Origin of the sequence: Kitasatospora sp. HUAS MG31 (assembly GCF_040571325.1) — a bacterium.
Classification (GTDB): Bacteria; Actinomycetota; Actinomycetes; order Streptomycetales; family Streptomycetaceae; genus Kitasatospora; species Kitasatospora camelliae.
The window spans coordinates 3,658,304-3,677,707 of sequence record NZ_CP159872.1; the positions used below are offsets into that span (position 1 = coordinate 3,658,304).

The following is a 19,404-nucleotide window of genomic DNA, read 5'->3' on the forward strand; positions in this document are numbered from 1 at the left end:
GTCCGAGCTCGACCGCCCTCGACCCGCCGGTCGGGGCCTCTCGCGGCGCCGTGCACCGGCCTCGCGTCCGGGCCGGGCTCGTCCGGACGCTCCGCCGCCTGGCGCACCCACGGGCCCCGGCCGTGTCGCCGCTCACCACGCCACCTCCGCCCGGCCGCCGGCGTGCAGGTCGGCCCGGGTGCGGGAGAGGCCGCAGCCGTCCGCGGCCCCGGCCCTCGCTCCCGGCCGATCCGGTTCCCGCCGACCGGGAGGACAGCCGCGCCCCTGCTCCGTCCCCTCCGCCGCCCGCACCAGCCGGGCCGTCCAGAGCAGCCCGCCGGCCTCCAGCAGCGCCCCGCCCAGCAGGCACCCCAGCCCGGCCGGCGTGTGGAGCAGCACCCGTACGGGCTGTGCCCCGAGCGCGGCACCGAGCAGCAACCCCAGCAGGGGCAGCGCGGCGAGGACGGCGATGGTCGTCTTCGGGCCGGCCAGCTCGCCGGCGATCTCTTCGGCGAGCGCCCGTTCCGCCCGCAGGGCGTCGGCGACCTGGTCCAGGCCGACGGCCAGGCCGCTTCCGCTGTCCGCGGTGACCTGCCAGCAGGCGGCGACGGCGGCCGCCCCGCTCCCGCCGGGCAGTTCGGCGACCAACCGGAGCGCGGCCGGGACGTTCCCGCCGTACCGGCCTGCGGCCAAGCGGGCGGTGGCCTCGGCGCCCAGGTCGCGCCGCAGCGCCTGCCCGGCCCGGGAGGTGACGGTGTGCAGGGCCTGTTCGGGGGTGGAGCCGCTGCGGAGTTCGGCGGCCAGGCCGGTGCAGAGGTCGATCACGGCCGTGGCGCGGCGGCGCGCCTCGGCGGCCGTCCGCCGTCGCTTCCGCCACCGCCGGAGCGGCGCCACGAGGGCCGCCGCGCCCAGCAGGGGCACGACCGAGGCGGTGGCCCGGGCGAGCACGAGGCCGACGGGGAGCAGCAGGAGTTCCGCCACCAGCCAGCGCGGTCGGGTCAGGGCGATCCGGCTCCGCAGCCCGTTCAGCGCTGCCGTGGGACCGCGCCCGCCGCAGCCCGCACGGCCCACGGCCAGCGGGACGACCGTCCGGGCCCGCGCCACCGTCCGCCGTCGGCGCCGCAGGCCGGCTGCCCCGAGGGTGAGGCCGAGCAGCACACCGGCGAGGGTGGCCGCGCACGCCACCGCGTGGACCAGGCCTTCGCCGTTCTGCGCGGCGGCCCAGGTCGACGGGTTCGGGTTCATCGGGAGCTCCTGACCGCCGGCTGGAGCAGCCACCAGGCGCCCCCGGCGGCTCCGGACAGCACCAGCACCCACAGGAGTTCGGCCTGCCGGGCGGTCACCGCGACACCCCCGGCAGCTCGGTGCCCCGCTCGGCGCAGCACTGCCGCAGCCGTTCCCAGCCGGGGCCGGGCTCGCATCCGCCGGTGGCGGGGAAGGTGATCGCCGGGACCGTCCGGGTCGGGCCCGCGCCGGTGCCGTCCAGGATGTGCAGCCCGGCCACCCGGCGCCGGCCGCTGGCCGGTTCGCGGACCAGGTGGACGACCACGTCCAGCGCGGCGCGGAGCTGGCTGTGCAGGGCGTCCCGGGGGAGCCCGGCGAGCGAGCCGAGCGCCTCCAGCCGCGCCGGGACGTCCGCTGCCGTGTTGGCGTGGGCCGTTCCCGCGCCGCCCTCGTGGCCGGTGTTCAGCGCGGCCAGCAGGTCAACCACCTCGGCGCCGCGCACCTCGCCGACCACCAGCCGGTCCGGCCGCATCCGCAGTGCCTGTCGGACGAGGTCGCGGAGGGTCAGTTCGCCGAGGCCCTCCTGGTTCGGCGGCCTGCTCTGGAGCCGCACCACGTGGGGGTGGTCGGGGCGCAGCTCGGCCGAGTCCTCGGCCAGCACGATCCGTTCGCCGGGTTCGACCAGGCCGAGCAGGGCGGCGAGCAGGGTGGTCTTCCCGGTGCCGGTGCCGCCGGTGATCAGCAGCGAGAGCCTGGCCCGGATGACCGCGGCCAGCAGGTCGGCTCCGGTCTGCGGGAGCGAGCCGGCCGCGACGAGTTCGGGCAGGGTGAACGGCCGGCTGCGGCTGGTCCGCAGCGAGAGGTGGGTGCAGCCGGTGGCGATCGGCGGGAGGACGGCGTGCAGCCGGGTGCCGTCGGGGAGCCGTGCGTCGACCCAGGGCCGGGCGTCGTCGAGTCGCCGTCCGGCGGCGGTGGCGAGGCGGTGGGCCAGGCGGCGGACGGCCTCGGCGTCGGCGAACCGGATGCCCGGCGCCCGCTGGAGACCGCGGCCGCGGTCGACCCAGATCTCGTCCGGCCCGTTGACCAGGACGTCGGTGACCTCGGCCTCCGCGAGCAGCGGGTCGAGCGGTCCGGCGCCGACGAGTTCGGCCCGCAGGACCCGGACCGTGTCGAGGACGTCGTCACCGCCGAGCGGCGGCCGGGCGGCCCGGAGGGCGGCGGCCACCGAGCCGCTGGTGGGCGGGGTGCCGGCCTCGACCAGGCGGAGCCGTACGGCGTCGACCAGGGCAGCCGCCCGTTCGGCCATGGCCCGCCCGGTCGGGGCGGGGTCCGCGGCGGGAGCCACCGGCCCGGACGGGGCCGCGTACCCGGGTCGCACCCCGGCGGACCTCGGCGCGGGCGGGACGGCCTGACGGGCCGTGAGGCCGAGGGGCGCGCCGGCCGGGCGCGGCCCTCTGGGCTCCTCGGGCGGCCGGACCACGGGAGCGGTCGGGCCCGGCTGTACGGCCTCCGCCCAGGCCCTGCCGGCCTGCTCCGCTCGGGAGTCGCCCCCGGCCCGGGCCCGAGCGGCCACGTCGGCCGGTGCGGCGCTCTCCACCAAGCCGGCCTCCGCCGGCAGCGGCGGCGCGACGCCGGCCGCACCGGTCGGCCCGGCCGTCACCGCCCCGGCCGTCTCCAGCACGGCCGTGCCGGAGGCCCGGACACCCCAGGTGCCCGCAGCCGGGGCGGCCTGGGCAGCCGGAGCGACGGACCGCGGAGGCGTCGGCCGCCGCAGGCCCGTCCCCGGCGGCCTGAGCGACTCCGGCGGCCTCCGGTGCGGCTTCGGGGCGGCGCTCCGCTTGGCCTTCCGGGTGGCGTTCCGCAGGCCGGGCCTGCGCAGGCGTTCGGTCACAGCGCACCTCCTCCAGCCACCGGCACCGGCGGCATGGCCTCGTTCAGGAAACTGGTGCAGAAGCGGGCCAGCGGCCCGCGCTCGCGGATGCCGGGCGGCGAACCGCGCTCGATGTCGGTGGCCAGGCCGGGCTCGCGCGGGAGCTCCCCGGCCAGGGGGAGCCGCAGGCCGCGGGCGAGGTCGGCTGCGGTGAGCCCGGCGGGGCCCGGGACCCGGGCGACCACCCGGAGGTCGGTGAGCCGCATCCGGGCGGCCGCGGCGACCCGGTGGGCGGCGGCCGTGGCGCGGAGTTCGGCGGGGACGACCAGCAGGCCGGTGTCGGTCTGCTCCAGCGCCTGGGCGGCGGCCGGGTCGGGATGCCGGGGCAGGTCGACCACCACCAGCCCCCCGCGTCTTCGGGCCGCGGCCAGCACGCTGCGCATGGCCTCGGGCGGGATGGTCAGGGTGTCCGACCGGTCCCAGGACAGCGTGCTCAGCCGGTGGAGTTCGGGCAGCGCCTTGGCCAGCTCGCTGCCGCTGACCCGGCCGCGGGAGCCGGCCAGGTCCGGCCAGCGGAGGCCGCCGACCTGCTCCGCGCCGAGCAGCACGTCCAGTCCGCCGCCGAGCGGGTCGGCGTCGATGAGCATCGTCCGGTGACCGGCCCGTGCGCCGGTGACGGCGAGCGCGCAGGCCAGGGTGGAGGCTCCGGCGCCGCCGCGGCCGCCGAGCACGGCCACCGTGAGGGCGGGCGGGCCGACCCCCTCGACCGCGTCGGCGATCCGGTCCAGCAGCCAGGACTGCGCGTCCGGCAGGAACAGGACGTGCTCCGCGCCGAGCCGCACGGCCCGGACCCAGATCGCGCCGTCGTCCAGGTCGAGTCCGAGCAGCAGGACGCCGGGGCGGCGGCCGAGCTCCGAGCAGCGGTCGGCGAAGTCGTCCCCGACCAGGACCAGCGGCGCGCTCTCCCACTCACCGCGCGGCGGCGGTTCGCCGGTGAACAGCCGGGGTTCGGTGCCGGCGGCCGCGCACAGCCGGGTGAGGTGGTCGGCGAGCGGGGCGTCGCCGGTGACGATCAGGGGTCCGATCGGGGCCTGCCGATCGGCGAGGTCGGGATCGGTGGTCGGTGTGGACATGGCTGGCTCCCCCGTGGGTGCTGTCCGGCGTCCGACCGGGGCAGGGCCTGGTCGGACGCGGTCCGGTGGGGCGTCAGTTCGCCGTCTCACGAGGAGGGGTGGCGACCGCCCGGGCACCACGGTGAAGGTCGCGGAGTAATCCGTCAGCCCCCGGTCGAATCCCTGTGGACAACTCGGGGCTGTGGATAACTTTGTTCACTCGAACGGGGGGCAAAGGCATCTCGAATTGACACTCGAGTGCTTCTCGAAGATCGCTCGGCACACGCGCGCGGCCACGCGCGCGGCACCCGCGCGGCTACGCGCAGCAGGCTGATGACAGCACGGACGGCGACTACCGACAGTGATCAAGTCGCCCCGATGGGCTGCCGGCCCGAGCGCGTGGCACGATCCCGACCGGCGATCCGGCGGGCGGCCGCGCCGACCCTCAACTGGCCTGGAAAATGGCCCCGGACATGCGACGACCCCCGCCGGGGGGGAGAGCGGGGGTCGTCTATCCACGGCCCGACTCGGGGGGGAGGAGCCGGACCGGGTTAGCACGGTCGCGAACGATCCGTGACTTCCATGGTGTACCCGAGCGGCCAGAAACACAAACCCGCATGCCCGCGAGTACGCCGAATGGCGGGGTGTTTTGGAGTGCCCTCTATCCTCAGATCCCGTGGACACCACTGAGAACGCCGACACCGCCGACGAGGGCTCCGACTCCGCCCCGGAGACCGCGATCGGACCCGCCTCCGGCACCGCCGCCGCGCCCAGCCGCGCCTATGGAGTACCACGCACCGCGGCCTTCTTCGACCTCGACAAGACGATCATCGCCAAGTCGAGCGCCCTGGCCTTCAGCCGCCCCTTCTACCAGGGTGGACTGATCAACCGCCGCGGCGTGCTGAAGAGCGCCTACGCCCAGTTCGTCTTCCTGGTCGGGGGCGCGGACCACGACCAGATGGAGAAGATGCGGGAGTACCTCTCGGCGCTCACCCGGGGCTGGAACGTCCAGCAGGTGCGGGAGATCGTCGCCGAGACCCTGCACGGGCTGATCGACCCGATCATCTACGACGAGGCCGCCTCGCTGATCGAGCAACACCACGCGGCCGGCCGCGACGTGGTGATCGTCAGCAGCTCCGGCTCCGAGGTGGTGGAGCCCATCGGCCAGCTGCTCGGCGCGGACCACGTCATCGCCACCCGGCTGATGGTCGAGGACGGCCGGTACACCGGCGAGATCGAGTACTACGCCTACGCCGAGAACAAGGCCGCCGCGATCCGCGAGCTCGCCGCCGTCGAGGGCTACGACCTCGCCGACTGCTACGCGTACAGCGACTCCTCCACCGACCTGCCGATGCTGGAGACGGTCGGGCACCCCTCGGCGGTCAACCCGGACCGCGCGCTCCGCAAGGAGGCGCTGGCCCGTGACTGGCCGGTGCTGGTGTTCAGCCGCCCGGTGGAACTGCACCGCCGGCTCCCGGAGTTCCGCGCGCCGAGCCGTGCGGTGCTGACCGCGGTCGCGGTCGGAGCGGCCGTGGTCACCGCGAGCGTCCTCTGGTACAGCGCCAAGCGGCGGCGCGCCATCGCCTGAACCGCCCCGGACCTGGGGTGGCGGCCCCTTCCGGAACGGTTCACCGAAACGGACAAATGGCCAAAAGCTTCCGGTTTCGGGTTCCGATTTCACCCGAAGCGCGATAGAAATGACTTACGGCCCGCGAGACCCGGTCAGGACCCTGAGGGGTCGTGTCGACAACGCAGTTTCAGGCCACACGGACCGCGTGTACAGATAGCTGGGCACCCACATGCAGCCGACCCGCTGTCGGGCCGCCGCACCAGGTGAACGGGCAGGATCCCCGCCTGATGGGCACTTAACGGTGCATGCTTGGTAACCCGGCACCTGTGCCAGCGGCGGCACCAGCAGGACCGGGTGCCGCCGCATCTTTCGCACCCGAGCCCGGGCCCCACGAGGCCCGGGCTCCGGCATGTCCGCACGCGGGACGCGCACGGGCCCGGCCCTGCGGCGGCGCCCCCGGTGTCGGCCGGTGTCAGACCATGCCGCGCTGCATCGCCTCGCAGACGGCCGTGCTCTCGCGCACGCCGAGCCGCAGCGCCGAGGCGCAGTGCGTGATCCAGCGGGCCATGCCCTCCGGGGTGCCGGCGAGGTAGCCGGCCAGGGCGTCCCGGTAGGCGGCCGTGCCGAGTTCGGCCAGGCCCACCTCGGCCGGGCAGATGGCCTTCGGGTCCAGCCCCTCCGCGATCAGGACGATCCGCTGGGCGGCGCGCGCGATCAGGCCGTTGTGGCTGCCGAAGGCGCGCAGCGCCATCAGCTCGCCGTGCACCACCGCCGCGACGACCAGGGCCGGCGCGCCGGTGTTCCCGCCCTCGCCGCGCGCGACCAGCAGCTGCGCCAGCTGGTCGAGCCGGACGGCGGCCTCCGCGGCGGAGGGCGCCGGCGGCAGGACCGCGCCGCCCTCACCGCCCTCGCCCTCGGTGGCCTTCAGCTCGATCGGGAACAGCTCGGCGAGGGGCTCGCCCTCCCGGCGCGGCCGACCGGCCGGCTCGTCCGCGTCGCCGACCGCCAGCAGGTGCAGCCGGGCCAGCACCTGCAGCGGCGAATGCCGCCAGACGCTGAGCAGCTGGCCCGCCTCGGCCGAGATGCGCAGGGCCGCGCCGACCGTACGGGCCTCGGCGTCCGCGCTGAAGTCGGTGCGCCGGCGGACCTCCTCCAGCGGCCAGTCCGCGCCGGCCAGGGCCGCCGAGGCGCGGGCGCCGCGCAGGGCGGACTCCGAGGTCACCTCGGCCGCACGGCGGCGCATCACGCGGTGACCGTAGAGGCGGTCGACGGCCTTGCGGACCTCGGCGACGGCCTCGGGCACCCCGGGCAGCTCGGCCAGCGGGGCGAGGGGATCTGTTCCAGTGCTCACCTACCCGAGAGTAAGACGCCCGGGTGGGAGCCGGCGCGGCAACCCCGGGATCACCCGTTAGGGGCAATCCCGCGTTCCCCCCTGCGCGGTCACGCAAACGCTGGATAGCATGCTGCCTATCGGTGACGATAACGATTACCAACAGCAAGAAGCCGGAGTCTCAGATGAAGATCGCCTTCGTCGGCAAGGGCGGCAGCGGCAAGACCACGCTGTCCGCGCTGTTCATCCGCCACCTGGCCGCGGCCGGCTGCCCGGTCATCGCCGTCGACGCCGACATCAACCAACACCTCGGCCCGGCCCTCGGCCTGACGGACTCCCAGGCCGCCGCCCTGCCGTCGCTCGGCGCGCACCTCCCGGAGATCAAGGAGTACCTGCGCGGCAGCAACCCGCTGATCCCCTCCGCCGAGGCGATGATCAAGACCACCCCGCCCGGCCGCGGCTCCCGCCTGCTGCGGATCGTCGAGGAGAACCCGGTGTACGCGGCCTGCGCCCGGCCGATCGCCCTGGACGAGGGCTCGGTGCGCCTGCTGGCCACCGGTGCCTTCACCGAGGAGGACCTCGGGGTCGCCTGCTACCACTCCAAGGTCGGCGCGGTGGAGCTGCTGCTGAACCACCTGGTCGACGGCCCCGAGGAGTACCTGGTGACGGACATGACCGCCGGGTCGGACTCCTTCGCCTCCGGGCTGTTCACCCGCTTCGACCTCACCTTCCTGGTGGCCGAGCCGACCCGGAAGGGCGTCTCGGTCTACCGCCAGTACAAGGAGTACGCGCAGGACTTCGGCGTCGAGCTGCGGGTCGTCGGCAACAAGGTGCAGACCCCCGACGACCTGGCCTTCCTCCGCCGCGAGGTCGGCGACGACCTGCTCACCACCTTCGGCCAGTCCGACTGGGTGCGCCGGCTGGAGCGGGGGGACGAGCCCGCGCTGCGCAGCCTGGAGCCGTCCAACCGGGCCGTCCTGGAGCAGCTCCGCCAGGAGGTCGGAGCCGCGTACGCGCTGCGCGACCCGGCACGCTACACGGCGCAGGCCGTCCACTTCCACCTGCGGAACGCGGAGAGCTGGGGCAACGCCAAGGTGGGCGCCGACCTGTCCACCCAGGTCGACGAGGGCTTCGTGCTCGGCGTGACCGAGGCCGAGCCGGCCGGGGCCGGAGTCTGACGCGACGCCCCGTCCCCTCCGCGACTCCCATTCCGTCACTGTGCGCAACCACGGATCGGCGGCACCTCCACGGTGCCGCCGGTCCGTTTTTCACACCCGGGAACACCAACCGCCATACGCATTCCCGGGCGGTTCGACTACCACCCATAAAGGTGAATCCCATCCTCCGGACTCTCGCTCAGCTGTACGCTGTGCAAAGACTTCATTACTCTCGGTTTACCGATTCTTGATGGTCCCGGGTCGGCCGCGCGCCATGGCGGCCGCCCGCCCACGCCATCCCGCCACACCGTCGCGACCCACGACAGCCGATCCGACCCCCCGAAGCACCACCGCCGGACCTGACTGCGTTCGTTCCCCCGGACAGACGGGAAGACCATGACCCTCGATCTCTCCAGCGCGCCCATCGCCTCGGACACCAGGGACCACGCTCCGCCGGCCTCCGAGCCCGGCAGCCGCCCGCCCTCCCGCGGGCCGCGCGCCCTGCTGCACGACCTCTCCGCCTCGCTGGCGGTGTTCCTGATCGCCGTGCCGTTCTCGCTCGGCATCGCCCTCGCCACCGGCGCCCCGCTCACCGCCGGCCTGGTGGCCGCCGCCGCGGGCGGGCTGGTCGCCGGCCTGCTCGGTGGCACCCCCCTGCAGGTCAGCGGGCCCTCCGCGGCACTGACGGTGATCATCGCGGGGGTGATCCTCCAGTACGGTTGGCAGGTCGCCTGCGCGGTCACCGTGGCGGCCGGGCTGCTCCAGGTCCTGCTCGGCGCGCTGCGGGTGGCCCGGGCGACGCTGGCCGTCTCCCCCGCGATCGTGCACGGGATGCTCGCCGGCATCGGCATCGCCATCGCGCTGGCCCAGCTGCACGTCATCCTCGGCGGCTCGCCGCAGAGTTCGGCCCTGGCCAACCTGCTCTCCCTGCCGGGTCAGCTGGCGGGCGCGCACCTCCCGGCCCTGGCCGTCGGGGCGATCGCCATCGCCGTGCTGTCCTGCTGGCCGCGGCTGGGCCTGCTGCCCGGTGCCGCGGGCCGGCTGGGCGCGCGGCTGGCCCGGCTGCCCGCCGCCCTGGTGGCCGTCGGCGCCGCCACCGCCTTCTCGGCCACCGCGGGTCTCCGGCTCGCCCGGGTGGAACTGCCCGAGTGGCAGCACCACGCCTTCGCCTCACCGCCCTCCGGGGCGCTGCTCGCCGACCACTGGCCGGCCCTGCTCGGCACCGTCCTGACGGTCACCGCCGTGGCCAGCGTGGAGTCGCTGCTCTCCTCCGTCGCGGTGGACCGGATGGCCCACAGCACCAGCGACCTGCACCGCGAGCTGCGCGGCCAGGGCCTGTCGAACGTGGTCTCCGGCCTGCTCGGCGGCCTCCCGGTGGCCGGTGGCGCGGTGCGGAGCACGGCCAACATCCGGGCCGGCGCGGCCACCCGGATGTCCTCGGTGCTGCACGGCTGCTGGGTGGTGCTGGCCGCCCTGCTGCTGGCCGGTGCCCTCCGCCGGATTCCGCTCGCCGCGCTGGCCGCGCTGGTCCTGGTGGTCGGCCTGCAGATGGTCAGCTTCGCGCACATCCGCCGGGTGCACCGGCACCGCGAGTTCCCGGTCTACCTGGTGACGGTGCTCGGCGTCGTCCTGCTGGGCGTACCGCTCGGGGTGGCGATCGGCGGCTCGGTCGCGGTGCTGCTGGCGCTCTACCGGCTCACCCGGGCCCGGGTCGAGGTGGTGGCCGAGCCCACGGGCGGGTACACGGTCCGCACCCGGGGCCCGCTGACCTTCGCCTCGGTGCCGCGGCTCAGCCGGGCCCTGGCCCGGATCCCGGCCGGCGCCAAGGTCTCGGTCCACCACGACGGCTCCTTCCTGGACCACGCCGCGTACGAGGCGCTGCACATCTGGCGGGCCGTCCACCAGTCCACCGGCGGCCGGGTCTCGATGGTCACCGAGCACGACGGGGAGCGGGTGCTGGATCCGGACGGGACGGCCCGCACCGGCAGTTCGACCGGGCCGCACCGCTGCCGGGCCTGGACGCCCTGGGTGGGCCACCACTGCATCGAGCAGGAGGACGACCCGCACGGCCGGCTGCTGGACGGCGTCCGCGGCTTCCAGCAGCACACCGCGCCGCTGGTCCGCCAGGAGCTCGCCCGGCTGGCGCGGGACGGGCAGACGCCCTCCCAGCTCTTCCTCACCTGCGCCGACTCGCGGATGGTCACAAGCATGATCACCAGCAGCGGCCCGGGCGACCTGTTCACCGTCCGGAACGTCGGCAACCTGGTGCCCGCGCCGCACGAGATCGGCGCGGCGGACGACTCGGTCGCGGCCGCCGTGCAGTACGCCGTCGAGGTGTTGGAGGTGCGGAGCATCACGGTCTGCGGGCACTCCGGCTGCGGGGCGATGAAGGCCCTGCTGGACGGTCTGCACGAGCAGCCCGGCCCGCCGACCCCGCTGGCCCGCTGGCTGCGGAACGGGCGCGGCTCGCTCGCCCGGCTGCGGCGGGTGCCGGCCGAGTTCGCCGGGCGCCCCTGCGTGGACGCGGTGGAGCAGCTCTGCATCACCAACGTGGTCCAGCAATTGGACCAGTTGCTCGCCAACCCGGCGGTGGAGCGCAGGGTCGCGGCCGGCAGCCTGCGCCTGGTGGGCATGTACTTCGACTTCGCCACCGCCCAGGCGTACGTGCTGGACCAGGAGACCGGGCGCTTCGCCCCGGTCGGCGAGGAGTTCGCCGCGGCGTTCGGCGCGGCCGGGCACGAGAGCGGCCGCGAGGACTGGCCGGAGCTGGTGGCCTGAGGGAGGGGTTGACGCACCGTCGGGCCCGGGCCGGCCGGTTCCGGGCCACGACGGCGGGGTGGGCGCCGGCCGGGAGCGCCCGCGGGGCACGCGGGTGGGTCAGGAGCGCAGCAGGCCGGCCAGGTCGGCGGGGGTGACGTACCCGGGCCAGCGTCCGTCGCGGAAGAGGTGGACCCCGGCGTCCAGGTAGCACTGGTCCACCAGTTGCGAGCAGATCATGTGCCGGCTGTCGGCCACGTAGGACTTCAGGAGGGGGCTGAACGGCAGGTGGAACCGGTGGACGGCGAGGGCCAGGTAGTCCAGATAGCTGTAGGGCGTGCCGAGGTGACCGCGGGCGGCCGCGACGATGTCCGACCGCTGCCGGTCGGTGAGGTCGAACCTGCCGGTGGACCAGAGCGGCCGGTGATCCGCGTAGGTGGAGAGGGGGCGGAGTTCGGCGCCGCCGGGCTGGGCCTCGACCAGCAGGCCGTCGCCGACGTGGAGGTAGGCGTGTTCGTAGTCGGCGAACCCGTCGCCGTTGAGCCACTGGCCGATCCGGATGAGCCGACCGACGTGGCCGTCCATCCGGACGACCGCGAAGTCGCCGGGGAGGGGTGGGGTGGAGGGTGTTCCGGGCATGGCTCGACCCCCGGTTCAGGACCGACAGGACCGCTGCGCGGATTGGGCGGGCCCCGCCCGTCCGCGCAGGCCCGCCTAGACAGTGGAGTACCGCTCGGCCGAGCCGTCAAGGGCCCGCGCACGAAACCGCGGCGCCGGGCGCACTCGGCGCGCGCCCCCGCCCCCACCTGTCCACCGCCCCGCCGACCAGCCAAAGGTCTACACCAATTTCCCGGCGCCTCTTGTCAACACGACCGTTCGCCTGGTGAGCTGTGTCCTGGGGCACACGGGACAATCCCACCGCACGGGATGACCCGGCAGCTGAGACTCGATGAGGAGTGCACGTGAGCAACGAGAGCCTGGCCAATCTGCTGAGGGAGGAGCGTCGCTTCGCGCCGCCGGCGGGGTTGGCGGCTTCCGCGAACGTGTCGGGTGCGGCGTACGCGGCCGCGTCCGGGGACCGGCTGGCGTTCTGGGCGGAGCAGGCGCGGCGGTTGAGCTGGGCGGTGGAGCCGACCGAGACGCTGGACTGGTCGCGGGCGCCGTTCGCGCGGTGGTTCGCCGACGGCACGCTGAACGTGGCGTACAACTGTGTGGACCGGCATGTGGAGGCCGGGCACGGGGAGCGGGTCGCGATCCATTTCGAGGGTGAGCCGGGGGACGGCCGGTCGATCACCTACGCCGAGTTGAAGGACGAGGTGTCCCGGGCGGCGAACGCGCTGCTCGCGTTGGGGGTGGGCAAGGGCGACCGGGTCGCGGTGTACCTGCCGATGATCCCCGAGGCGGTGGTGGCGATGCTGGCCTGCGCCCGGATCGGCGCGACCCACTCCGTCGTCTTCGGCGGGTTCTCCGCGGACGCGGTGGCCTCCCGGATCCAGGACGCGGACGCGAAGCTGGTGATCACCGCGGACGGCGGGTGGCGCCGCGGGAAGCCGTCCGCGCTGAAGCCGGCGATCGACGAGGCCCTGGAGAGGTGTCCGGGGGTGGAGCGGGTGCTGGTGGTGCGCCGCACCGGCCAGGACGTGGCGTTCACCGAGGGCCGCGACGTGTGGTGGCACGAGCTGGTGGAGCAGCAGTCCGCGGAGCACGCGCCGGTGGCGCACGAGGCGGAGCACCCGCTGTTCATCCTGTACACCTCGGGGACGACGGGGAAGCCGAAGGGCATCCTGCACACCTCGGGCGGGTACCTGACCCAGGCCGCGTACACGCATCACGCGGTGTTCGACCTGAAGCCCGAGACGGATGTGTACTGGTGCACGGCGGACATCGGCTGGGTGACCGGGCATTCGTACATCGTGTACGGGCCGCTGGCGAACGGCGCGACCCAGGTGATCTACGAGGGGACTCCGGACACCCCGCATCAGGGCCGGTTCTGGGAGATCGTGCAGAAGTACGGGGTGAGCATCCTGTACACGGCGCCGACCGCGATCCGTACGTTCATGAAGTGGGGCGATGACATCCCGGCGAAGTTCGACCTGTCGTCGCTGCGGGTGCTGGGCAGTGTGGGGGAGCCGATCAACCCGGAGGCGTGGGTGTGGTACCGGGAGCACATCGGTGGCTCGCGGTGCCCGATCGTGGACACGTGGTGGCAGACCGAGACCGGCGCGATCATGATCAGTCCGCTGCCGGGGGTGACCGAGACCAAGCCGGGTTCGGCGCAGCGGCCGTTGCCGGGGATCGCGGCGACGGTGGTCGACGACGAGGCGCGGGAGGTGCCGAACGGTGCGGGTGGGTATCTGGTGCTGACCGAGCCGTGGCCGTCGATGCTCCGCACGGTGTGGGGGGACGATCAGCGGTATCTGGACACGTACTGGTCGCGGTTCGAGGGCCGGTACTTCGCGGGGGACGGGGCGAAGAAGGACGAGGACGGGGACATCTGGCTGCTGGGCCGGGTGGACGATGTGATGCTGGTGTCCGGGCACAACATCTCGACCACCGAGGTGGAGTCGGCGCTGGTCGGGCATCCGGCGGTGGCGGAGGCGGCGGTGGTCGGTGCGGCGGATGCCACGACCGGGCAGGCGATCGTCGCGTTCGTCATCCTCCGAGGCACCGCCACCGACCGGGGCGAGGCGCTCGTGGAGGACCTGCGGGCGCACGTCGGCCGGACCCTGGGCCCGATCGCCAAGCCGAAGCGGGTCCTGGTCGTCAACGAGCTCCCCAAGACCCGGTCCGGCAAGATCATGCGCCGCCTGCTCCGCGACGTCGCCGAGAACCGCGAGATCGGCGACGTCACCACCCTCGCCGACTCCTCGGTCATGAACCTGATCCAGGCCCAGCTCCCCTCCGCCTCGAGCGAGGACTGACGCCGCTCGCCTCCGGGCGAATCCGGACGGCACACCACGGCGGGCCCTGCTCCACCCCATGATCGGGTGGGGCGGGGCCCGCCGTCGTCCGTCACGCCTCCGGCCGGCACCGGACGGGGCCGGCCGGGGTCGGCCGGGGTCGAAGGCCGTCAGTCCACCGGCTCGGCCGTCCCGTCGTCGACCGCCAGGTCGCGGAGCGTCTCGTACCCCGAGCCGACCGCCGTGCCGATCCCGGAGCCGCCGCGGGCTCCCGCCCGGGCCCCGGAGCCGCCGCGGCCGTCGGGGGCGCCGCCCTCGCCGCGGACCCAGACCCGGACCGACGGCCCCCAGCTCGCGCTGCCACGGCGGCACCGGCTTGGGGGTGTCCGGCCGGGATCCGCCGTACAAGGACTGCAGGGCCCGGGGTCGGGCGGAGATGCCACCGACGACAGGAACGGGACCACCCGCCGCATCCGGTCGAATCCATCCGGGTCAGCCGTGCCGAGCGCGAGGCCGAGGCGGCTCTCCGCAGGTCAGGGCGGCAGCGGCCGGCCGCAGGACCGGATCGTCCGCCTGGACCGCGCGGCCCCGCCGCGTAGACTGTCAACCACACATCAAGATCTCTGAGGCGCGCCGGGAAGTCTGGTCGGCCATCGCACCCCGGGTGCTTCCGTCGCCGTGCTCGCACTCTGGAGGTCCGCTCACGTGGCCACGCCGCCCCCCGCGCAGCCCACTCCCCCGCCGCAGCCCTCCGGCGGCCACCGCCAGTTCCTCGGCCTGCTGCCGCTGCCCGAGCGCCGGTTCATCGCCGACGCCCTGCGCACCGAGACGGTCGGCGGCGTCCTGCTGCTGCTCGCCGCCCTGGTGGCGCTGATCTGGGCGAACGTCTGGCCGCACGCGTACGAGACGGCCAGTGACTTCACCGTCGGCCCGTCGACACCGCTGCACCTCGACCTCTCGCTGGAGGCCTGGGCCAACGACGGGCTGCTGACCATCTTCTTCTTCGTGGCCGGCATCGAGCTGAAGCGCGAGTTCGTGGCCGGTGAGCTACGGAACCGAAGTGCGGCGATGCTCCCGGTGATCGCCGCGGTCTCGGGCGTGGTGCTGCCCGCCGTGCTGTACGCGGTCGTCAACAGCGGCCCGGGCGGACACCTCGGCGGCTGGGCGGTGCCCACCGCCACCGACATCGCCTTCGCACTCGGCGTGCTGGCCGTGGTGGGCACTCATCTGCCGTCGGCGCTCCGGGCGTTCCTGCTCACGCTGGCCGTGGTGGACGATCTGATCGCGATCCTGATCATCGCGGTGTTCTACAGCTCGGGCATCAAGTTCTGGGCGCTGGGGCTGTCGCTCGCCGGTCTGGTGCTGTTCTGGTTCCTGCACCGGCGCAACGTGCACGGCTGGTACCTCTTCGTCCCGCTGGCCTTCGTGGTCTGGGCGCTGATGCACGAGAGCGGGGTGCACGCGACGGTGGCCGGTGTGGCGATGGGCCTGCTGCTGCGCTGCCACACCGAGGGGGACGAGGAGCAGTCGCCCGGCGAACGGATCGAGCACCAGGTCAGGCCGCTCTCGGCGGGGTTCGCCGTGCCGGTGTTCGCGCTGTTCGCGGCCGGGGTGGCGATCTCCGGGAAGGCCCTGGGAGAGGTGTTCACCCAGGCCATACCGTTGGGCATCGTGCTGGGCCTGCTGGTCGGCAAGTCGGTCGGCATCTTCGGCGGCACCTGGCTGGCGGCCCGCTTCACCCGGGCCGAACTCAACCCGCGGCTCACCTGGAGCGACCTGTTCGCGGTGTCCACCCTGGCCGGCATCGGCTTCACGGTCTCGCTGCTGATCAGCGAGCTGGCCTTCCCGGAGGACGCCACTCTGGCGGCGCGCGCCAAGACTGCCGTCCTGGTGGGCTCGCTGCTCTGCGCCACGGTCGCCACCGTGCTGCTGAAGCTGCGGAACCGGCACTACCAGCAGCTGTGCGAGTACGAGGACCGCGACTCCGACGGGGACGGCATCCCGGACGTGTACCAGACCGCGGACTGACGCTCGGCCGACAGCCCGCTGACGCCCCGACACACCGCCGGGCGACGGCCCCGGAGTGGTGTCTGACTGACCGGTAGGGGCATGATGCTGAGCTGTCGACCGAGAAGTGAAGCCGCGAAGGAGAACCGCCGATGGCCGCAGGAGCCGCAGACCCGACCAGCACCGGCCGGGCCCCGTACGACGGCGAGCGCTCGGTCGGGCAGCTGTTCGCCGCGGCGACCGCCGATCTCTCCGCGCTCGTGCACGACGAGATCGCGCTCGCGAAGGCGGAGATCCGGGCGGACGTCAAGCGCGGGGTGTCCGGTGGCGTCTCGCTGACCGTGGCCGGCGTGGTGGCGCTGGCGGCGGTGCCGATGCTGAGTGCCGCCGCCGCGTTCGGCCTGCACGCCCTTGGCATCACCCTGGGCTGGTCGTTCCTGATCGTGGCCGGTGCGTACCTGCTGCTGGCGGCTCTGCTGGGCCTGCTGGCGCTGCGCTCGTTCAAGCGGATCGAGAAGCCGCGCCGGACCATCGAGGGCGCCCAGGCGACCGCGGACGTACTGAAGAACGCCCGTCCGCGCCCGGCCACCAAGGAGGAGATCGACCGGGCGCTGGGCCGGATCCCGTAACCGCCCGCCGGCCGGATCCGCCCACCGGTGCCGGCCGGCCCCGCAGGCGACGGCCTGCGCCCCGGTGGGGTGGCCGGTCGCGGTTCGGCGTCTTCGCGAGTGCCGGGGGCGAGTTCCCGGGCCGGGTATGACAGGCTGCCGGTATGCCGCTGGACCAGAAGCCCGTACCCACGCCGCCCGCCACGCCCCGGCCCGCCGCCCCGGCGGCCTGGAGCGTCCGCTCGGCCGGACCGTGGACCCACCGCGACCTCGCGGCCAACGGCGCCCGTTTCCACATCGCCGAGGTCGGTGAGGGCCCGCTGGTCCTGCTGGTGCACGGCTGGCCGCAGTACTGGTGGGCGTGGCGCCACCAGTTGACCGCGCTGGCCGAGGCGGGGTTCCGGGCCGTGGCGCTGGACCTGCGCGGGATGGGCGGCAGCGACCGCACCCCGCGCGGCTACGACCCGGGCAACCTGGCGCTGGACATCACCGGGGTGATCCGTTCGCTGGGCGAGCGGCGGGCCCACCTGGTCGGCCATGCCACCGGCGGCACGCTGGCCTGGGTCGCGGCAGTGATGCGGCCCTCGGTGATCCGCAGCCTGACGGCGGTGTCCGCCGCGCATCCGCGGCACCTGCGGCGGGCACTGCTGACCGACCGACGGCAGATGGCCGCCTTCGACCACGTGCTCGGCTTCCAGCGGCCGTGGATCCCCGAGCGGCGGTTGGTCGCGGACGATGCCGCTCTGGTCGGCGAGTACCTGGCGGCCTGGACCGGGCCCAACAGCCTGGAGCCGGAGGCCGTGGCGGCGTACCGGCAGGCGATCCAGATCCCCTCCACGGCGCACTGCTCGATCGAGCCGTACCGCTGGCTGCTGCGCTCGATGGCGCGGCCGGACGGGATCCAGTTCGCCCGCCGGATGAAGAAGCCGATCACCGCGCCGACCCTGCACATCCAGGGGGCGGCCGATCCGGTGCTGCTGGCTCAAACGGCGCTCGGGGCGGGCGAGTACGTGGAGGCGCCGTACCGCTGGCGGCTGCTGCCGGGGGTCGGCCACTTCCCTCACGAGGAGATGCCGGAGGAGTTCACGGCCGAGCTGATCGACTGGGTTCGTCAGCACAAGGACTAGGCGAGCACGAACATATGACGATCACTCATATGACAATCGCATAGTCCAGGAGCACCCTGCGGAGGCGGTTACTCCGCCTGGTCCAGGGGCATCCATCCGGTATGACCTGGATGCCCGATCGCGAGGCCGCCGCGCGCCGACGCCGGCGCGGCGGCACGCAGAGCCAGTCCCACCAGTCCGAGCGCGGGTACGAGCCGGGGCGGCCCGTCGAGCCGTCCCGGTCGCACGAGGTGTACGAGTTCCCGGGGCGGCAGCGCTCGGCGACGACCGGACGGCTGGGCATCCCGCGGATCCTCGGGCGGCGCGCCCGCTGGGTGGGCGCACGCCTGCGGCGCGAGGTCTGAGGCCCGCGCCGGGGAGCGGCCCGGCCCGCCGGGACGCCGGCCGGTCCGCCGAGGCTCCGGCCGGGGCTGACGGATCACCCGGCGGCCGCCGCGGACGGGCGGGTCAGAGGGCGCAGCCCTCGGTGTCCACCCGGGCGGTGGCCGTGGTGCCCTGGGTGACGTCCTCGCGGACCTCCTCGGCGGTCAGCACGTACCCGGTGTCGGGGCTGTCCAGCGACTTGGCGAAGACCACGCCGTACACCTGGCCCTCCGGGCTGAGCAGCGGGCCGCCGCTGTTGCCCTGGCGGACCAGGGAGCGCACCGAGTACACGTCGCGGACCACCTGGCCGCGGTGGTAGATGTCCGGGCCGTTGGCCTGGATGCGGCCGCGGATCCGGGCGGGCTGGACGTTGAAGGCGCCGTTCTCCGGGAAGCCGGCCACGATCGCGCTGTCGTTGGTGCGGGCGTCTCCGGCGAAGGACAGCGGCGGGGCGTTGAGCTTGGGGACGTCCAGCACGGCGATGTCGCGCTGCCAGTCGTACCGGACCACGGTGGCGTCGTAGAGCTGGCCGGCGCCGGCGATCTGCACGGTCGGCTCGTCCACCCCGCCGACCACGTGGGCGTTGGTCATCACCCGGTGCGGGGCGAACACGAACCCGCTGCCCTCCAGGGTCTTGCCGCAGGCGGTGGCCGTGCCGACGACCTTCACCAGGCTCTGCTTGGCGCGCTGGACGCCGGGACTGGCCGCCAGGGCCGGGTCCGGGGCCTCGACCTCGGTGATCGGCTCGTGCTCGAACGGGTTGAAGACCTGCGGGAAGCCGTTCTGGGCGAGTTCCTTGCTGAAGTCGGAGAACCAGTTCGGGGCGTCGGCCGGGAGGGCGTCCTGGACCGTGGAGAGCACCTTGGAGGTGCGGACCTGCTTGGAGACGGTGGGGAGCGCGGTGCCGGCCAGGGCCGAGCCGATCAGCCAGGCCACCAGCAGCATCGAGATCACGTTCACCACCGAGCCGCCGATCGCGTCCAGGGTCTTGGACCGGCGGCGGCCGATGTGGCCGCGGAGCTTCCAGCCGAAGTGCGTGGTGATCGCCTGGCCGATCGCCGCCAGCACGATCACCACGACCACGGCCACCACCGAGGCGGTGGTGCCCTGGCCGATGTGGCGCAGCAGCAGCGGCAGGAGCTGTACCGCGATGAGGCCGCCGCCCAGGAAGCCCAGAACGGAGAGCACGCCCACCACGAAGCCCTGCCGGTACCCGGAGACGGCGAAGCCCACCGCGGCGGCGATCAGCAGCAGATCCAGGACGTTCACCCGGCTACCCTCCCACGTCGTCCCGGCTACCCTGCCACGTCCCGGCGGCCGAGGGGCAGAGCACCGGCCCGGTCGCCCGCACGGGCCACTCGGCGCGCGCGGACGGTCACCCGCTGGAAGCGTCGGAGCGG

The 19,404-nt window shown here is 74.3% G+C and carries 14 protein-coding genes; 8 read left to right on the top strand and 6 right to left on the bottom strand.

Annotated features, from left to right (window positions below; translation table 11 throughout):
- Nucleotides 1-132 precede the first annotated feature (132 nt).
- The 3 genes from ABWK59_RS16470 to ssd form a co-directional block, all read right to left on the bottom strand.
- The gene (locus ABWK59_RS16470; RefSeq protein ID WP_354641342.1) at nt 133-1,224 is read right to left on the bottom strand and encodes a type II secretion system F family protein; all 1,092 of its coding nucleotides are present in this window, start codon (nt 1,222-1,224) and stop codon (nt 133-135) included.
- A gap of 94 nt (nt 1,225-1,318) precedes the next feature.
- On the bottom strand, nt 1,319-2,509 hold the full coding sequence (locus tag ABWK59_RS16475) for a TadA family conjugal transfer-associated ATPase (protein ID WP_354644977.1): 1,191 nt from the start codon (nt 2,507-2,509) through the stop codon (nt 1,319-1,321).
- A gap of 581 nt (nt 2,510-3,090) precedes the next feature.
- Nucleotides 3,091-4,206: a septum site-determining protein Ssd gene (gene ssd, locus ABWK59_RS16480; protein ID WP_354641343.1), complete on the bottom strand. Its 1,116-nt coding sequence runs from the start codon at nt 4,204-4,206 to the stop codon at nt 3,091-3,093.
- A 718-nt stretch (nt 4,207-4,924) separates the two neighbouring features.
- Between ssd and ABWK59_RS16485 the strand changes: the two genes are divergently transcribed.
- A complete protein-coding gene (locus ABWK59_RS16485; RefSeq protein ID WP_354644978.1) occupies nt 4,925-5,773 on the top strand; it encodes an HAD family hydrolase in 849 nt (282 codons plus the stop codon).
- 454 nt (nt 5,774-6,227) lie between these two features.
- Here the strand turns inward: ABWK59_RS16485 and ABWK59_RS16490 are convergent, their stop codons facing one another.
- The gene (locus ABWK59_RS16490; RefSeq protein ID WP_354641344.1) at nt 6,228-7,106 is read right to left on the bottom strand and encodes an oxidoreductase; all 879 of its coding nucleotides are present in this window, start codon (nt 7,104-7,106) and stop codon (nt 6,228-6,230) included.
- 164 nt (nt 7,107-7,270) lie between these two features.
- Between ABWK59_RS16490 and ABWK59_RS16495 the strand changes: the two genes are divergently transcribed.
- Nucleotides 7,271-8,263, top strand: a complete 993-nt coding sequence (locus ABWK59_RS16495) for an ATP-binding protein (protein WP_354644979.1) — start codon at nt 7,271-7,273, stop codon at nt 8,261-8,263.
- A 375-nt stretch (nt 8,264-8,638) separates the two neighbouring features.
- On the top strand, nt 8,639-11,020 hold the full coding sequence (locus ABWK59_RS16500; protein ID WP_354641345.1) for a SulP family inorganic anion transporter: 2,382 nt from the start codon (nt 8,639-8,641) through the stop codon (nt 11,018-11,020).
- A 99-nt stretch (nt 11,021-11,119) separates the two neighbouring features.
- On the opposite strand, the gene ABWK59_RS16505 is transcribed toward ABWK59_RS16500, so the two are convergent.
- Nucleotides 11,120-11,638 (bottom strand): hypothetical protein, encoded by a 519-nt coding sequence (locus ABWK59_RS16505; protein ID WP_354641346.1) that lies wholly within the window; start codon nt 11,636-11,638, stop codon nt 11,120-11,122.
- Nucleotides 11,639-11,961: 323 nt separating this feature from the next.
- Between ABWK59_RS16505 and acs the strand changes: the two genes are divergently transcribed.
- From acs to ABWK59_RS16530, 5 genes are all read left to right on the top strand, one after another.
- Nucleotides 11,962-13,920 (top strand): acetate--CoA ligase, encoded by a 1,959-nt coding sequence (gene acs, locus ABWK59_RS16510; protein ID WP_354641347.1) that lies wholly within the window; start codon nt 11,962-11,964, stop codon nt 13,918-13,920.
- Between the two features lie 684 nt (nt 13,921-14,604).
- Nucleotides 14,605-15,927 carry a Na+/H+ antiporter NhaA gene (gene nhaA, locus ABWK59_RS16515; protein WP_354641348.1) on the top strand — a complete coding sequence of 441 codons (1,323 nt, stop codon included), beginning with the start codon at nt 14,605-14,607 and terminating at the stop codon, nt 15,925-15,927.
- A gap of 131 nt (nt 15,928-16,058) precedes the next feature.
- A complete protein-coding gene (locus tag ABWK59_RS16520; RefSeq protein WP_354641349.1) occupies nt 16,059-16,535 on the top strand; it encodes a phage holin family protein in 477 nt (158 codons plus the stop codon).
- Nucleotides 16,536-16,678: 143 nt separating this feature from the next.
- A complete protein-coding gene (locus ABWK59_RS16525; RefSeq protein ID WP_354641350.1) occupies nt 16,679-17,641 on the top strand; it encodes an alpha/beta fold hydrolase in 963 nt (320 codons plus the stop codon).
- Between the two features lie 101 nt (nt 17,642-17,742).
- A complete protein-coding gene (locus ABWK59_RS16530; RefSeq protein ID WP_354641351.1) occupies nt 17,743-17,985 on the top strand; it encodes a hypothetical protein in 243 nt (80 codons plus the stop codon).
- A gap of 103 nt (nt 17,986-18,088) precedes the next feature.
- Here the strand turns inward: ABWK59_RS16530 and ABWK59_RS16535 are convergent, their stop codons facing one another.
- The gene (locus tag ABWK59_RS16535; RefSeq protein ID WP_354641352.1) at nt 18,089-19,273 is read right to left on the bottom strand and encodes a MarP family serine protease; all 1,185 of its coding nucleotides are present in this window, start codon (nt 19,271-19,273) and stop codon (nt 18,089-18,091) included.
- Between the last annotated feature and the right edge of the window lie 131 nt (nt 19,274-19,404).

Bases quoted from the DNA above. Each gene is read 5' to 3' on its own strand.
- ABWK59_RS16470 (WP_354641342.1), bottom strand. From the start codon at position 1,224: ATGAACCCGAACCCGTCGACCTGGGCCGCCGCGCAGAACGGCGAAGGC.
- ABWK59_RS16475 (WP_354644977.1), bottom strand. From the start codon at position 2,509: ATGGCCGAACGGGCGGCTGCCCTGGTCGACGCCGTACGGCTCCGCCTG.
- ssd (WP_354641343.1), bottom strand. From the start codon at position 4,206: ATGTCCACACCGACCACCGATCCCGACCTCGCCGATCGGCAGGCCCCG.
- ABWK59_RS16495 (WP_354644979.1), top strand. From the start codon at position 7,271: ATGAAGATCGCCTTCGTCGGCAAGGGCGGCAGCGGCAAGACCACGCTG.
- ABWK59_RS16500 (WP_354641345.1), top strand. From the start codon at position 8,639: ATGACCCTCGATCTCTCCAGCGCGCCCATCGCCTCGGACACCAGGGAC.
- ABWK59_RS16505 (WP_354641346.1), bottom strand. From the start codon at position 11,638: ATGCCCGGAACACCCTCCACCCCACCCCTCCCCGGCGACTTCGCGGTC.
- ABWK59_RS16520 (WP_354641349.1), top strand. From the start codon at position 16,059: ATGGCCGCAGGAGCCGCAGACCCGACCAGCACCGGCCGGGCCCCGTAC.
- ABWK59_RS16525 (WP_354641350.1), top strand. From the start codon at position 16,679: ATGCCGCTGGACCAGAAGCCCGTACCCACGCCGCCCGCCACGCCCCGG.
- ABWK59_RS16530 (WP_354641351.1), top strand. From the start codon at position 17,743: ATGACCTGGATGCCCGATCGCGAGGCCGCCGCGCGCCGACGCCGGCGC.